This window comes from Indioceanicola profundi (genome assembly GCF_003568845.1).
In the GTDB taxonomy this organism is placed as follows: Bacteria; Pseudomonadota; Alphaproteobacteria; order Azospirillales; family Azospirillaceae; genus Indioceanicola; species Indioceanicola profundi.
Genome location: NZ_CP030129.1, coordinates 43807 through 57754, shown reverse-complemented (window position 1 = coordinate 57754; position 13948 = coordinate 43807). Strand labels below are relative to the sequence as shown.

At 66.1% G+C, this 13948-nt stretch carries 12 protein-coding genes; 8 read left to right on the top strand and 4 right to left on the bottom strand.

What is annotated here, in order from left to right:
- Window positions 1-41: 41 nt before the first annotated feature.
- On the top strand, window positions 42-1355 hold the full coding sequence (locus DOL89_RS23570; protein ID WP_119682010.1) for an APC family permease: 1314 nt from the start codon (window positions 42-44) through the stop codon (window positions 1353-1355).
- A gap of 326 nt (window positions 1356-1681) precedes the next feature.
- Here DOL89_RS23570 and DOL89_RS23565 read toward each other — a convergent pair whose 3' ends face one another.
- Window positions 1682-2482, bottom strand: coding sequence for a PRC-barrel domain-containing protein (locus DOL89_RS23565; RefSeq protein ID WP_119681814.1), 801 nt, complete (start codon window positions 2480-2482; stop codon window positions 1682-1684).
- A gap of 437 nt (window positions 2483-2919) precedes the next feature.
- Between DOL89_RS23565 and petA the strand changes: the two genes are divergently transcribed.
- The 7 genes from petA (at window position 2920) to DOL89_RS23530 (ending at window position 9057) form a co-directional block, all read left to right on the top strand.
- Window positions 2920-3483 (top strand): ubiquinol-cytochrome c reductase iron-sulfur subunit, encoded by a 564-nt coding sequence (petA, locus tag DOL89_RS23560; RefSeq protein ID WP_119681813.1) that lies wholly within the window; start codon window positions 2920-2922, stop codon window positions 3481-3483.
- Window positions 3484-3645: 162 nt separating this feature from the next.
- On the top strand, window positions 3646-3996 hold the full coding sequence (locus DOL89_RS23555; RefSeq protein WP_119681812.1) for a YHS domain-containing protein: 351 nt from the start codon (window positions 3646-3648) through the stop codon (window positions 3994-3996).
- A complete protein-coding gene (locus DOL89_RS23550) occupies window positions 3989-4327 on the top strand; it encodes a DUF5676 family membrane protein (protein ID WP_162937864.1) in 339 nt (112 codons plus the stop codon). Before DOL89_RS23555 ends, DOL89_RS23550 begins: the two co-directional genes overlap by 8 nt.
- Window positions 4328-4590: 263 nt before the next feature.
- Entirely contained in the window at window positions 4591-4926 is a 336-nt protein-coding gene (locus DOL89_RS23545) for an SHOCT domain-containing protein (protein ID WP_119682008.1), read from the top strand.
- A gap of 195 nt (window positions 4927-5121) precedes the next feature.
- A complete protein-coding gene (locus DOL89_RS23540) occupies window positions 5122-7392 on the top strand; it encodes a heavy metal translocating P-type ATPase (protein ID WP_119682007.1) in 2271 nt (756 codons plus the stop codon).
- Between the two features lie 42 nt (window positions 7393-7434).
- Entirely contained in the window at window positions 7435-8511 is a 1077-nt protein-coding gene (locus DOL89_RS23535; RefSeq protein WP_119681811.1) for a YncE family protein, read from the top strand.
- Between the two features lie 81 nt (window positions 8512-8592).
- Entirely contained in the window at window positions 8593-9057 is a 465-nt protein-coding gene (locus DOL89_RS23530) for a c-type cytochrome (protein ID WP_225890109.1), read from the top strand.
- A 115-nt stretch (window positions 9058-9172) separates the two neighbouring features.
- On the opposite strand, the gene DOL89_RS23525 is transcribed toward DOL89_RS23530, so the two are convergent.
- The 3 genes from DOL89_RS23525 to otsB form a co-directional block, all read right to left on the bottom strand.
- Complete coding sequence (locus tag DOL89_RS23525; RefSeq protein ID WP_119681810.1) at window positions 9173-9655, bottom strand: DUF305 domain-containing protein; 483 nt, start codon at window positions 9653-9655, stop codon at window positions 9173-9175.
- Window positions 9656-9730: 75 nt separating this feature from the next.
- Window positions 9731-12187, bottom strand: a complete 2457-nt coding sequence (locus DOL89_RS23520; RefSeq protein WP_119681809.1) for a glycoside hydrolase family 65 protein — start codon at window positions 12185-12187, stop codon at window positions 9731-9733.
- On the bottom strand, window positions 12184-13824 hold the full coding sequence (gene otsB / locus DOL89_RS23515; RefSeq protein ID WP_318658559.1) for a trehalose-phosphatase: 1641 nt from the start codon (window positions 13822-13824) through the stop codon (window positions 12184-12186). The genes DOL89_RS23520 and otsB overlap by 4 nt, the downstream gene beginning before the upstream one ends.
- Between the last annotated feature and the right edge of the window lie 124 nt (window positions 13825-13948).

Sequence of the window (13948 nt, the reverse complement as noted above, 5' to 3'; positions counted from 1 at the left end):
CCTTTCCGGGCCACGCCGGAACCGAGACAGACGGGCACACGATGAAATCCGATTACCAGGCGAACAGCATCACCCTCACCGGCGCCGTCTCGATGGGAACCGGCGTCATGATCGGCGCGGGCATCTTCGCGCTCACCGGGCAGATCGCGGAACTAGCGGGACCCTTGTTCCCGCTCTCCTTCGTTGCGGGCGGGATCGTGACCGGCTTCAGCGCCTATACCTATGTCAAGATGTCGAACGCTTTCCCGTCCGCCGGCGGGATCGCGATGATCCTGCAGAAGGCTTATGGACCCGGCGCGATCGCGGCGGCGGCATCGCTGCTGATGGCGCTCTCCATGGTGATCAACGAGAGCCTCGTCGCCCGCACCTTCGGCACCTACGTCCTCAGGCCATTCAATCTGGATCCCGGTAGTATCCTTGTACCAGTGCTCGGCGTCGGGCTGATCGTCTTCGCCTACCTGGTCAACATATCGGGCAACCGCTCCGTCGGTCTGTTCTCCGTGGTCATGGCGTTCCTGAAGATCGGCGGCATCGCGGTCTTCGGCATCGCGGCGCTCGCGGCCAGCGGGTTTGCGTTCGCGCCGGCATCCGGTTCGCCGGAAACCATCCCGATCGCGGGCTTTATGGCGTCGATCGCGCTTTCGATCCTCGCGTTCAAAGGCTTCACCACGATCACCAACAGCGGCGCCGAGATCGTCGATCCGCACCGCAATGTCGGCCGCACGATCATCTTCTCCATCGCGATCTGCGTGGTCGTCTACCTGCTCGTCGCGTTCGCGGTCGGCTCAAGTCTCTCACTGGACGAGATCGTCGCCGCCAAGGACTATTCGCTGGCAGAGGCGGCGGAGCCGGCGCTCGGCGCTTATGGCTTCTACTTCACGATCGCGCTCGCGGTCGTCGCCACCGCATCGGGCCTGCTCGCGAGCGTCTTCGCCGTCTCGCGCATGCTGGCGATGCTGACCGAAATGGAGATGATCCCGCACAGCCATTTCGGCATGTCCGGTCCGATCCGCGAGCACACGCTGGTCTACACGGTGGTAATCGCGGGGCTGCTGACCGTGTTCTTCGACCTCAGCCGCATCGCCTCGCTCGGCGCTTTCTTCTATCTGGTGATGGACATCCTGATCCACTGGGGCGTATTCCGCCGGCTGCGCCAGGAGATCGGGGCGAGCGGCTGGGTGCTGGTCACGGCCATCGCCCTCGACACGCTGGTGCTCGGCGTCTTCGGCGCCATTAAGCTGCAATCCGACCCGCTCATCGTGGTCACCGCTGTCGTGGCCATCACCGCGGTCTTCGCGTATGAGCGAGTCTTCCTATCACGCTCGACTGCTGGGAAGCGGCACGCCGATCACTGAAGCGTGGAACTCCGCACGTTCGGCTGATTTGTGGCGTGGGAACCCCGGACCGGGCCGGCATCGATCAGATTCGCCGCCGCCTCGACGGGAAGGAAACTTACCCGACGGCGGACGTCATCGGCAGAATGCAGCCGTTCAGCCTAAGGAACGGCCCGCGCGACCGGGACGGCCGAGAAGGGCGGTCCCTCCCACCGTAGTGAAGGGGCAGGAAGCGCGACGGCGATCCTGCGCTATTCGAATCGCGACATCCTGGAGGCGATCCCGAACTGGAGCGCGAGATCGCTCCTGCCGGTGGTGGACGCCGCCTGTCCCAGAGCGGCGTCGCCTTACCGCTTCCCAACGACGCCAGCCCAGTACTGATCCAGATTGCTGCGCCAGTTGTCGCCCGACGTCTGATCGAAGCTCCCCCGTTCGACCTTCGGCGCTGCTGCGAACGCTTCAGGGGACGCATCGAGCACATAGATCTCATGGTCTGTCGTGGCGCGAAGATCGGACCAGCGAACGGCGACAAGCTCTCCACCCAAACCGAGGAAGCCGCCACGCGACGCCAGGACGTAGGCGATCGTCTGCCGAGCCGGATCCAAGACGACGTCTTCGATCTCCCCCAGCTCCTGGTCCTCGAGCGTGCGGATGTCGGCGCCGATGACGATATCCGCGCGCATCAGGCTGTCCATCTCCGTGACGGGGGTCGCCTGCGCCAGGTGCGCGCGACGCCAAGTCCTCCGCGCATCCGGGTCGTCGCTCTCGGGGCCGACCAGCTTCTGGTGCTCCTGATAGACTTGGCGCATTGACGCGAGCACTGTCTGGCAGGATTGCTCGTCGCCGTCGAAGGCATAGACATAGGCGGCGTCGCGGAGCGACTGCATCTTCTGCCGCGGCGTTCCGGACATGCCATAGCCCATACCGTAGCTGCCGTACCCTGTGCCGTATCCGGTTGGCGCCAAGACGCCGAACCCGACACCTGCAAGCTCATCCTCGAACGCCCGCAGGTCTGCCAGACATTGCTGCGCCACCTGCCCCTGTTGAGAGGCTCCATCCGGCAGGCTCTCCACATCGGCCGCACGGACCGCCAGCGGAGCGCCGGCGGCGGCGACGAAGGCTAAAGCGACAAGTCGAGACGTATGCATGGTGTCTTTCCTCCATTCAAATCGGCGAGGCGAGGATCGCCGATGCTCCTCCGATGACTTCGTCGTGGATCCGCCGGGACGTTTCCCCTCGGATATCCACCCGAAGAGCCGGAGTGATGCCGGGCGACGGCCTCCGACGGTTTCCGGCACGGAAAGCCTGCCGAGCCCGTTGCCGCATGCACTTCAGCGCATGCCGGTTTCTCCGGACAGGCCATATTGCCTTCACCGTCTCTAACTGACGTCGCCGAGGACGACGCATTACAGCTGGGGCGTGCGTCCTTCCCACCCACGCACGCATTGCCGACGCGGTTCCTTGGTTCCGCCAGGTCGACGCGCGGCTCCGGGGCGGTGGGAGGACCCGCCGTAAGAAAGTGCTTCGAGCCGCGTCTCTATCCGTGACGTCGGACGCTACCATGGCACCGACAGGAGGAAGAGCAATGGCCGAGACTGTCGCTTCCAGCCGCTATTACGACGGGTCGGCGGACGGCGCCGGCACCCGCCGTGATTTCCTGTACCTGGCCACGGGCGCCGTGGCCGCGGTCGGCAGCGCCGCTGCCCTCTGGCCATTCATCGACAGCATGAATCCCGCTGCCGACGTCCTCGCCGTGTCCTCCGTCGAGGTCGACCTGGCACCGATCGAACCCGGCCAGCGCGTGACCGTAAAATGGCGCGGCAAGCCGGTGTTCATCGATCACCGACCGCCGGAGCGAATCGCCGAGGCCCGCGCGGTCGATCTGAATGAGTTGATCGACCCCCAGACCGACGGCGACCGCGTGGTGCGGCAGGAGTGGCTGATCGTCGTCGGGATCTGCACGCATCTCGGCTGTGTACCGCTCGGCCAGCGGCAAGGCGACCCGGTCGGAAACTGGGATGGCTGGTTCTGCCCCTGTCACGGCTCCCATTACGATACCTCGGGGCGCGTCCGTCGCGGCCCGGCCCCGCTCAATCTGGAAGTCCCGCCCTATGAGTTCGTCACCGATACCGCCGTCCGGATCGGTTAGCGCGGCGGACTGGAAGCCCGCCCAATTCGAACGGACACACGCGGCCGACTGTAACGATCACCGTATCGCACCGTCTATACGGGCTGCAGGGTCAAAAGTGAGTACGGCGTCGCCACCCGTTCTCGATCCTCCGAGGAAGCCGAGAATGTCGGATGTAGTTTCATGAGCGAGCTTCTCTATTTTCTGATCTGGGCGGCGGTCATCTTCTTGATGCTGCGCTTCGGTTGCGGTGCCCATGTCATGGGACACGGCCACGGCAAGGCCGAGCGGGACGGTGGAGACCCGCAGAGCCGGGGAGCCGGGACCTTGCGGTGGATTCCTCCAGCCGAGGACGTGGACCCCGTCTGCGGCAAGACCGTCAGCACCGCTGCGGCGAAGCCGAGCGTCCATGCGGGCAGCGTCTACTACTTCTGCTCACGCGACTGCCGGGAGATATTCGAAGCCGCACCCGAGCAGTACGTCGGGCCGGCGGCTCAAGGGCCGCAACTGCGGCTGGAGAATAGCCATGGCTGATGCAAAAACTTCTCCGAGCATCGCGCTGCGCTCGGGTACGCCCCTGCCAGTCCAGGCCACGCCCCGGATCCCGGTGATCGCGCTCGGTATGAGCCTGGGTCTGTTCCTCGCGGTCACTTTCGTCCTCTGCGTCGGGTTCGACCTCCTGTTCCCCGGGCAGGCAATGTATGAGAGCTGGCTGCGGCTCCTGCCGGGCTTCACCTGGCTCAGCTGGCCGAGCTTCCTTCTCGGGCTGGCCGAGAGTTTCGCCTACGGCTGGTACGTGGCCCTGGTCTTCGGCCCACTCTACAACTTCTTCGCCGTGCGCAGCGGCCGAAGAGAGCGAGGATGACCTCGCCGGAGAAAACGCCTCTCTCCACGGCTGCGTTGGCAGCCGGCCTCGAGCGGTCGCCGTGAGCCTCATCATGATCGGCGAGACGGCTCCCCAGCCGCCGCCGCGGCTGTATGCGGTCCGGTCGGGCCGTATACAGCTGTCGCTTCAGGCCCGAGAGAGCGCAGCACTGTAATGCGTCCAAGTCCTGCGCGTCTGAGCAGATGAATTCGTTTCCAAGATCGGAACGTGCCCGTCACGGTCGCCCGATGGAGGGTTTGAGGATGAAACGACTCAAAGCGGTTGGGCCGGCATTGGCGGCAGCCTGGGCGCCGCTGCCGGCGCTGGCACAGGCTGCGGCCGATCGGCCGACCTACTGGCATTCCGGCTGGGATTGGCGATGGGGACACATGTTTTTTGGCTCCCTCATGATGATCCTTTTCTGGGGCGGGTTGATTCTGGTGATCCTGCTCGCGGTCCGGTGGCTGGGTGGCGGGACGTCCCACGGCGCCGGATCGCCTTCAGTCAGGCGGCCGCTCGATATCCTTCAAGAGCGTTTCGCCCGCGGCGAGATCGATCAGGAGGAGTTCGAGAAGCGCAGGCACCTGTTGTCTGATTGAGAGTGCCGCTTCGCCGTGAACCGGAGGCCGACCAAGCGCTATTTCAGCTCCCCGCAGCCGCTGCACTTCAAAGTCAACACAGCCGATAAACCGGACGAGGCGATGAATAAGCCCCAGGATCATGATCACAGCCACCATCACCGCGATGTGCACCACCTAGCCGCAATCGAAACGGCGAAAGACCCGGTTTGCGGAATGACGGTGAACTTGAACGCCGGCAAGCCGAGCCGGCGGCATGAGGGCGAGACCTATCATTTCTGTTCGCAGCGATGCCACGACAAGTTCGCGGCCGATCCGGCGAGATACCTGGAGCCGGCGAGCGCGCCGATCGAGAACGCCCCGCCGGGCACGAAGTACACCTGCCCGATGCATCCGGAGATCGTGCGCGACGGGCCGGGCGACTGCCCGATCTGCGGCATGGCGCTGGAGCCGATGGGGATCCCCGCCGCCGACGAGGGACCAAACCCCGAGCTCGTCGATTTCACGCGGCGGTTCTGGGTCGGCGCCGTGCTCACTGTGCCTCTTCTGGTGCTGACGATGGGTCCCTTCGTTGGGCTCGGCGTCGTCCGCGATGTCCTCGGCGAGCGCACGACGCTCTGGATCGAGCTCATCCTGGGCACACCGGTCATCCTGTGGGCCGGCTGGCCGTTCTTCGTGCGCGGCGTCAAGTCCGTGATCAACCGCAGCCTCAACATGTTCACGCTGATCGGCATGGGCGTCGGCGCGGCCTATCTCTTCAGTGTGGTCGCCGTACTCGCGCCAGGCATCTTTCCCGCCGGCTTTCGCGACGCCGAAGGCCATGTCGGCGTCTATTTCGAGGCCGGCGCGGTGATCGTTGTCCTGGTGCTGCTCGGCCAGGTGATGGAGCTGCGCGCGCGCGAGCGCACCGGCTCGGCGATCCGGGCACTGCTGGACCTCGCCGCGAAGACCGCCCGCGTGATCCGGGAGGACGGGCGGGAGGAGGAGATCCCGCTCGAGGAGGTCGAGGTCGGCGACCGGCTGCGCGTGCGCCCGGGCGACAAGGTCCCGGTCGACGGCGTCGTCATAGAGGGTCGCTCCTCGGTTGACGAATCGATGATCTCCGGCGAGCCGGTGCCGGTCGAGAAGGTCGAGGGCGAGAAGGTGACCGGTGCCACGATCAACGGTACGGGCAGCCTGATCATCGAGGCCGAGCGCGTCGGCGCCGACACCATGCTCAGCCAGATCGTCGAGATGGTGGCGAATGCGCAACGCTCGCGCGCGCCGATCCAGAAGCTCGCCGACTCAGTGGCCGGCATGTTCGTGCCGGCCGTGATCGCGATCGCGATCGTCGCCTTCGTCGTCTGGGCGATCTGGGGACCGGCGCCAGCGCTCGCCTACGCGCTGGTATCGGCGGTGGCGGTGCTGATCATCGCCTGCCCCTGCGCGCTGGGCCTGGCCACGCCGATGTCGATCATGACGGCGACCGGCCGGGGGGCGCAGGCCGGCGTGCTGATCAAGAACGCCGAGGCGCTGGAGCGCTTCGCCAAGGTCGATACGCTGATCGTCGACAAGACCGGCACGCTGACGGTTGGCAAGCCGAAGCTCGTCGCCGTCCTTCCGGAAAGCGGGCATGACGAGGACGAGGTGCTGCGCCTGGCGGCAAGCCTGGAACGGGGCTCGGAGCACCCGCTCGCCGAGGCGATCGTCACGGGAGCCGAGGAGCGCGGGATCTCCCTGGCCAAGGCCGAGGAATTCGAGGCGGTCACTGGCAAGGGGGTGAAGGGCGTCGTCGACGGCAAGCCGGTGGCGCTGGGCAACGCGAAGCTGCTCGCCGACCTCGGCGTCGACGGCGGCGGGCTCTCGGAGTCCGCGAATGCCCGGCGCGACGAGGGTGAGACGGTGATGTTCGTCATCGTCGGCTCGGAGATCGCCGGCCTCGTGTCGGTCGCTGATCCGGTCAAGGAGACGACTCCGGCTGCGCTGAAGGCGCTGCATGAACAAGGCTTCCGCATCGTCATGGCGACCGGCGACAACGCGCGCACCGCGAAGGCGGTGGCTGGGAAGCTCGGCATCGACGAGATCCGCGCCGACGTGCTGCCCGAGGATAAGGCGCGCATCATCAAGGAGCTGCAGGAGGAGGGCCGCAAGGTCGCCATGGCGGGAGACGGCGTCAATGACGCGCCCGCGCTCGCCCAGGCCGACGTCGGGATCGCCATGGGCACCGGCGCCGACGTGGCGATCGAAAGCGCAGGCTTCACCCTGGTGAAGGGCGACCTCAACGGCATCGTGCGGGCGCGGCGGCTCGCGCGCGCGACCATGCGCAACATCAAGCAGAACCTGTTCTTCGCCCTGGTCTACAACGCCGCCGGCGTCCCGGTTGCGGCGGGCGTGCTGTTCCCGTTCTTCGGCATCCTGATCTCGCCGATCTTCGCGGCCGCGGCGATGAGCCTGTCGTCCGTGTCCGTTGTCGGCAACGCGCTGCGCCTGCGTTCGGTCAAGATCTAGGAAAGTTCGCTGATTCTCTCTCGAAATGGAGAACCTGAAGCCATGAAAGCCATATCAATCCTTCGGACGACCGCGTGGACCGGGCTGCTGGCACCGCTGATGCTGGCAGCTCAAACCGCCGTGGCCGAGCCGCTCGTGTACGTGCCTCTAGGCGGAGACAACAAGATCGTCGCCATCGATGCCGCGAAGGACGAGATCGTCGACACGATAGGCGGCCTGGCGGCCGTTCATGGCCTCGCCGGAACACCCGACGGCCGATTCCTGATCGCCGGCAGCTTCGAGACGCGCTCGCCAGACGGCGAAGCGGTGGCGAAGCCGGCAGTCGTTTCCGAAGACGAGCACGCAGCCCATCACGGCGCTGCGCCCGCCGATGCGAAGGCCGACGCGGCTGTCAGCACCGTGTCGGTGGTTCGGGCGGCTGACGGGTCCGTGGTCCGGCGCATCGACGTGCCCGGTGCCGTCCATCACGTTGCGGTCAGCCCCGACGGCCGGTTCGCCGTCGTCACCCACCCCAATGACGGTGCAATCAGCGCCATCGACCTCGAATCCTACGAGCTAGTCGCTACCGTCGCGACCGGACCGCTGCCCAATTACGCGACCTTTGGCCCCAACGGTGACCGGCTCTACGTCAGCAATGCCGGCAACGACACGGTCAGTGAGATCGATACGACGCGGTGGATCGTCCGGTCGAACGCCGTGGTCGGCAGCAGCCCCGAGCATGTCGTATTGGCCAATGACGGCGCCACTCTCTACGTCAACAACGTGGAGGACGGCACGGTCTCCGTCCTTGACGTCGGCGACCGGAAGGTCGTTGAGACGATTCCGATTGGCTCGACCCTCCACGGGATCGATCTCTCCGACAACGGCCGAACGCTCTTTGTCGCCGCCCTCGGCGACGACAAGGTGGTCGCCGTCGATCTCGGCACCGGTACCGAGCGCAGCGCTTCCCTGGCTCCCGCACCCTATCACCTGGCCGTCGTGCGCGGGACGGGCAAGCTCTACATCTCCAGCGCCGATCAGCCCAAGATCTGGGTGATCGACCAGCGGACTCTCGAAATCCTCGGAGAAATCCCTATCGGCGGCAAGGGCCATCAAATGGTCCAGGGCGCAGGCGGATGACCCCGCGCTGTCCCTCGAAGTGGCGGTGCGGGATGCGGGGTTGTGCGAGACTAGACCATTTTTTGCCGAAAGAAGTGAGCCGTGACAGGAAAGCGTAAGCGCACCGGTCCCGGAAGCTGGGGTCGTCCCAATCTGCCGACGTTCCTGGTCGTGGGCGTCGTCGTCGCCGGGGTGGCCTTCGTCGGTTGGAAAGCCCTGGCGCCTCCGTCACCCGACACGACAATCGAGGTCACCGTGCCGAAGCTTTCGCCCATCGCCATCGCAGGCAAGACGGCGTTCGACGCAAACTGTGCGCTGTGTCACGGCCGCAACGCCGCCGGAACCGACAAAGGGCCGCCCCTGGTCCATGACATCTACAATCCCGGCCACCACGGGGATGCCGCATTTCTCGCCGCCGCAAGACGAGGCGTGCCGCAGCACCACTGGCCCTTTGGCAACATGCCGGCGCAGCCGCAGGTAAGCGGTGAGGACATAGCTTCGATCGTTCGCTATGTACGCGAGCTGCAACTGGCCAATGGGATCGCATACCGGCCGCATCGCATGTGAGGAGCACGCCGCTTGCGGTCGGGCATCTCGATTCCCAGCCAAGCGGCCCGTTCGTGTCGTGCGGTTGGCGCCACAATTGCCGTTCAGCCCCAGCCGGCTACCGCTCAATTCCGGTTTAGTTGCCGTCGATTTCCGGTGTGGCCGGGGGACCGCCCTCGAGATCGGCGATCAACGCCTTCATCTCGGCGATTTCGAGCCGCTGCGCCTTGATGATCTCGTCAGCCAGCTTGCGAACCCGCGGATCGGTGATCTGGGCCCGTTCGCTTGTCAAGATGGCGATCGAATGATGCGGGATCATCGCCTCCATATAGTCGACATCATCGACGGTGATCTGGCTGCGAAGTAGATAAAGCAATCCTGCGAAGACAAGAACTGCGCCAAAAAATATTGAGATGTTAGCAGTCTTGCTGGGATACATCCCGAGCATGTAGGTCATCATGACCATGGCCATCGTGGCGCCCATCAGCAATGCCACGAACACGCGTGTTTCACTAAAATACGCATGATCAATGATCTGGAAACTCTCCAAATATGTTATTCCAAACATCAGAATGACGGATGTGCCGATCATCAAGGAAAGACGAATGTAGTTTGACATTTAAACACCTCTTGATTTGTGATGATGCGTGATTTGCGATAACGTGATCGGCGCCGCACTGGACGGACTGAAACATCAACCGCCTTCGGCCCCTCCGTTCATGTCGCCGGCGCGCGGGGCCGGTCGCCAACCGCCGTCTTCGAGGTGGCAGGGGACTTCCAGGCGCTCGCCTGCATGAAAGCCATAGGACTCGTCGCGGATGACGATGCGGTCCGGCCCGTCCCAACCGTCCGGGGCTGAGATGGTCAGACGCTCGCAGCCGATGTCGATGTCGAGCCAGTGGCCGCGATGGCGGATACGAAAGCGCAAGCCGCGCAGTTCCTCCGGCAGGCAGGGATTGAGGCGGAGCATATCGTCGCGGATCTCGAGTCCGGTCTGGCCGCGCTGGACGAGGTCCACGGTGCCGGCCATGGCGCCGAGATGGATGCCTTCTGGCGTCGTCCCACCCTGCACGTCGGCGATATCGCTCTCCAGCGCGGCCCTGAGCTGCGTCCAGGAGCCGGCTCGGTCGGAGCGCGCCAGCACCCAGGAATGGACGATGCCGCTCAGCGTCGAGCCGTTCGACGTGCGTCGCAGGTAGTAGTCGACCGTGCGTGGGATCAGCTCTCCCTCGAACGGGTATCCGAGCCGGGCGAACAGGTCGCCCAGTTCTTCGGCCGAAAACAGGTAGAACAGCATCAGGGCGTCGGCCTGTTTGGAGGCCTTGTAGCGGTTGACCGTGTCGCCCTCGGCCTCGAGCAGCCGGTCGAGCCGATGGATGTCGCCGTACTTTGCGCGATAGTCCTCCCAGTCGAACTCCTCGAGCCGCTCATAGCCCTCGAACTGACTGATGACGCCGTCATGGAACGGCACGAACATCTTGCGGCTGATCTCGTCCCAGCCGGCGACCTCATCGGCGCCAAGTCCCAGCCTCTCGTCGAGTTCGACCCGCCGCTCCGAGTCGAGAAGCATGCGCGCATCGAGCGCGCGGAGCAGCACCCAGACCGCCATCACGTTGGTGTAGGCGTTGTTGTCGAGGCCGGGCTTCTCTGCCCAGGGGTAGCGGTCATGGAACTCGTCCGGTCCCATCACGCCGCGGATCTCGTAGCGGCCGCGCTCAGCGTTGAAGCTGGCGATACTGGCCCAGAAGCGGGCGATCTCGACCAGCATCTCGGCGCCGTAGACCGACAGGAACTCGGCATCGCCCGTCGCCTCGTAATGGCGCCAGACATTGTAGGCAATGGCGGCATTGACGTGCCGCTGCAGGTGGGTGTTGTCGGGCAGCCAGCGACCGGATTTCGGGTTGAGGTGGAGCACTTGCGTCTCCTCGCGCCCGTCGCTGCCGCTCTGCCAGGGATACATCGCGCCGCAGTAGCCGGCCTCGCGCGCCAGCCGCCGCGCCGCCGGCAGCCTCCGGTGGCGGTAGCGCAGAAGCGCGCGGGTGATCTCGGGGATGCGCAGGTTGAGGAACGGGAAAATGAACAGCTCGTCCCAGAAGATGTGCCCGCGATAGGCCTCGCCGTGCAGGCCGCGCGCCGGCACACCGACATCGAGGTCGACGCTGTGCGGCGAGACGGTCTGGAGCAGGTGGAAGACGTGCAGTCGCAGGATCATCTGCGTCCGATGCCGGCCCTCCAGGGTGAGGTCGCAGCGCCGCCACAGATGCGACCAGGCGCGCGCGTGATCCTCCAGGAGCGTCCCGAAGCGTCCCGCCTCGCACAGCGTCTCCTCTGCCGCCAACGCCGGGCTGGAGATCGCCCGGTCGCGGGAGGTGTGCAGCGCGACGACCTTCTCGATCGTGACCGGAGTGCCTTCGGCAACCCGGAAAGAGAGGGCATGGGCGACATAGCCCTCCTCCGTGACGAAACGGCGTTCTACCGCCAGCCCCTCGCCGTCCTGGAACACCTGGGTGCGGGCGGCCTCGGCGATACGGATATGCGACTGGCTGGTCTCGGCGAGAAGGAGGACGCCGTCCTCGCCGATCTCTCTCGAAGCCAGGGGGACGAGGTGCTTGCCGTTGAGCTGGCGGTAGCGCGGCACCCCGGCGTTGATCACCCGTCCGTCCAGGGCGGAGAGGACCTCGACCCGCCCCGACCAGTTCTCGGGCGTGAGCGTCCATTCGATGGCCGCCAGATGCGGCGCGCCCATATGCACGAGGCGCCGGCTCTCCAGCGTCGTCTCCCGCCCCGTCCGGTCGCGCAGGCGCATCGCGCGCTTCAGTACCCCCTGCTTCAGGTCCAGCTCCTGGCGGTAGGACAGGACCTCGACCGCCAACAGGTTGAGCCAGTCGCCGCCCTCCGGCCGGAAGGTGAGCGGCAGCCAGTTCGGCAGGTTGACGAGGTCCTCGTTCTCGATAACCCTCCCGGCGACCTCGGTGGCGAGGCGATTATAGCCGCCGGCGAGGTAGGTCCCGGGATAATGCGTATCGTCGGCCTCGGCTTCCTCGGCGGCGCCGCGGGCGGCGAAATAGCCGTTGCCGAGCGTGCACAGCGCCTCGCGCAGCCCCTCTTGGGCCGGCTCGAACCCCTCATAGGAAAGCGTCCAGTCCGTCATCGCGTGGGGTCTCCCAGAATGGCGACGAGTTCGCCCAGGAACCGGCCGACCTCCTCCGTATTCGCCAGCACGTAGTCGGCCGCGGTGGGATGCTCCGCCTCGGTCACCAAGATGCCGAGACCGCGGCCCTTCAGTGCCGCGAACGCGTCCTCGTCGGTGTCGTCATCGCCGAGATAAAGGGGCAGGACATCTTCCCGGTCGAGCCCCAGCGCCGTCAGCAGCCAGAGCACGGCCCGGCCCTTGTCCCAGTCAACGCGCGGCCGCAGGGCGAACACCTTCTTGGCGGCGGTGCGGCGGAGGTCGGTGATCTCGGCGGCGATCGCCGCCACGGCACTCTCGACGCGTGCGACCTGATCGTCGGCCACCAGCCTGTAATGGACGGCGATGGCGAACTTCTTGCGCTCGACCAGCGCGCCGTCGATACCGGCGACCTCCCGCCGCAGCCGCTCTTCGGCCCGGTCGAGCGCCGGCAGAAACGCGGCGGCGCGCTCGTGCTCCTTGCGCAGGCCGCCGGGGCCCGCGATGTCGAAGCCGTGGCTGCCGGCATAGACGAGACCGTCGAGCGCGACCAGCCGTTCGACATCGGCACGGTCGCGCCCGCTGACGATGGCGACGGGGCAGCGCTCGGCGAGATCCTGGACGACGGCGCGCATGTCTTCCGAGAGCACGGCGAGCTCGGGCCGATCTACGATCGGCGTCAGCGTGCCGTCATAGTCGAGAAAGACAGCCGGCCGCTTGCGGGTAAGACGCGCCCGAAACTCGGCGGCGCGGACCAGCGCATTCGGGAGGGCGGCGGCATCCAGGCGGGGCCTTGCCCGCAGGGCCGTCCCGTCGCCGAGTTCCGTCAGATCCCTGACCACGAGGTCGGCGCCGCCGGCTCGCAGCCCGGTGCCGTCGCCCGACCGGACGACGCCGATCACCAGCCCGAACCCGCCCGCCCGTCCGGCCGCGACGCCGGCGATCGCGTCCTCCACCACCGCCGCCCGCGCCGGTTCGACGCCCAGGCGCCGAGCTGCCTCCAGAAATGTGTCCGGGTGCGGCTTGCCCTCAAGGCCGAGGCGCGCCGCCTCCACCCCGTCCACCCGGACCTCGAAAAGGTTCCCAAGTCCCGCCGAGGCGAGCACCGCCGCGGTATTCTTGCTGGAGGAGACGAGCCCCACCTTTATGCCGCTCTCCGTCAGGGCGCGGATGAAGGTGACCGAGCTCTCGAACACCTCGACGCCGCTGCTTGCCAGCAGCTGCTGGAACAGCGCGTTCTTGGCATTGCCAAGCCCGCAGACCGACTCGCGATCCGGCGGATCGCCCGGATCGCCGTAGGGCAGCGCGATGCCGCGGGATTCGAGAAAGCTCCGCACCCCCTCGTAGCGCGGCTTGCCGTCGACGAAGCGCCGATAGTCCTCATCCGCGTCGAAGGGCTGGAACAGCTCGCCACGCTGCGCTGCCCGCTGCGCAAGATAATCGTCGAACAGCCGCTTCCAGGCCGCAGCATGCAGACGCGCCGTCCGCGTCACCACGCCGTCCAGGTCGAAGATAACGGCGTCGATGGTGCGCTCCTGGCGATCGGCATGGCTCATCGGTCTTCCTTCGTCCGTTCCGTGTTCGGCCTGCCTCGCGCTGCCGCCGCCGATCTGGATCACGTTCCTTTCGCCTTGCTGCAGTCCGGCGTTTCGAGCGAGCGGCCACACGCTCACAGACGGCTCCGCCGCCTGCACATTACACAGTGAAAACGCTGAGACCTTCGTTCCGGAGATCGAGCACCAA

Coding starts and splice junctions, on each gene's coding strand:
- DOL89_RS23570 (WP_119682010.1), top strand. CDS start 42: ATGAAATCCGATTACCAGGCGAACAGCATCACCCTCACCGGCGCCGTC.
- DOL89_RS23565 (WP_119681814.1), bottom strand. CDS start 2,482: ATGCATACGTCTCGACTTGTCGCTTTAGCCTTCGTCGCCGCCGCCGGC.
- petA (WP_119681813.1), top strand. CDS start 2,920: ATGGCCGAGACTGTCGCTTCCAGCCGCTATTACGACGGGTCGGCGGAC.
- DOL89_RS23555 (WP_119681812.1), top strand. CDS start 3,646: ATGAGCGAGCTTCTCTATTTTCTGATCTGGGCGGCGGTCATCTTCTTG.
- DOL89_RS23550 (WP_162937864.1), top strand. CDS start 3,989: ATGGCTGATGCAAAAACTTCTCCGAGCATCGCGCTGCGCTCGGGTACG.
- DOL89_RS23545 (WP_119682008.1), top strand. CDS start 4,591: ATGAAACGACTCAAAGCGGTTGGGCCGGCATTGGCGGCAGCCTGGGCG.
- DOL89_RS23540 (WP_119682007.1), top strand. CDS start 5,122: ATGACGGTGAACTTGAACGCCGGCAAGCCGAGCCGGCGGCATGAGGGC.
- DOL89_RS23535 (WP_119681811.1), top strand. CDS start 7,435: ATGAAAGCCATATCAATCCTTCGGACGACCGCGTGGACCGGGCTGCTG.
- DOL89_RS23525 (WP_119681810.1), bottom strand. CDS start 9,655: ATGTCAAACTACATTCGTCTTTCCTTGATGATCGGCACATCCGTCATT.
- DOL89_RS23520 (WP_119681809.1), bottom strand. CDS start 12,187: ATGACGGACTGGACGCTTTCCTATGAGGGGTTCGAGCCGGCCCAAGAG.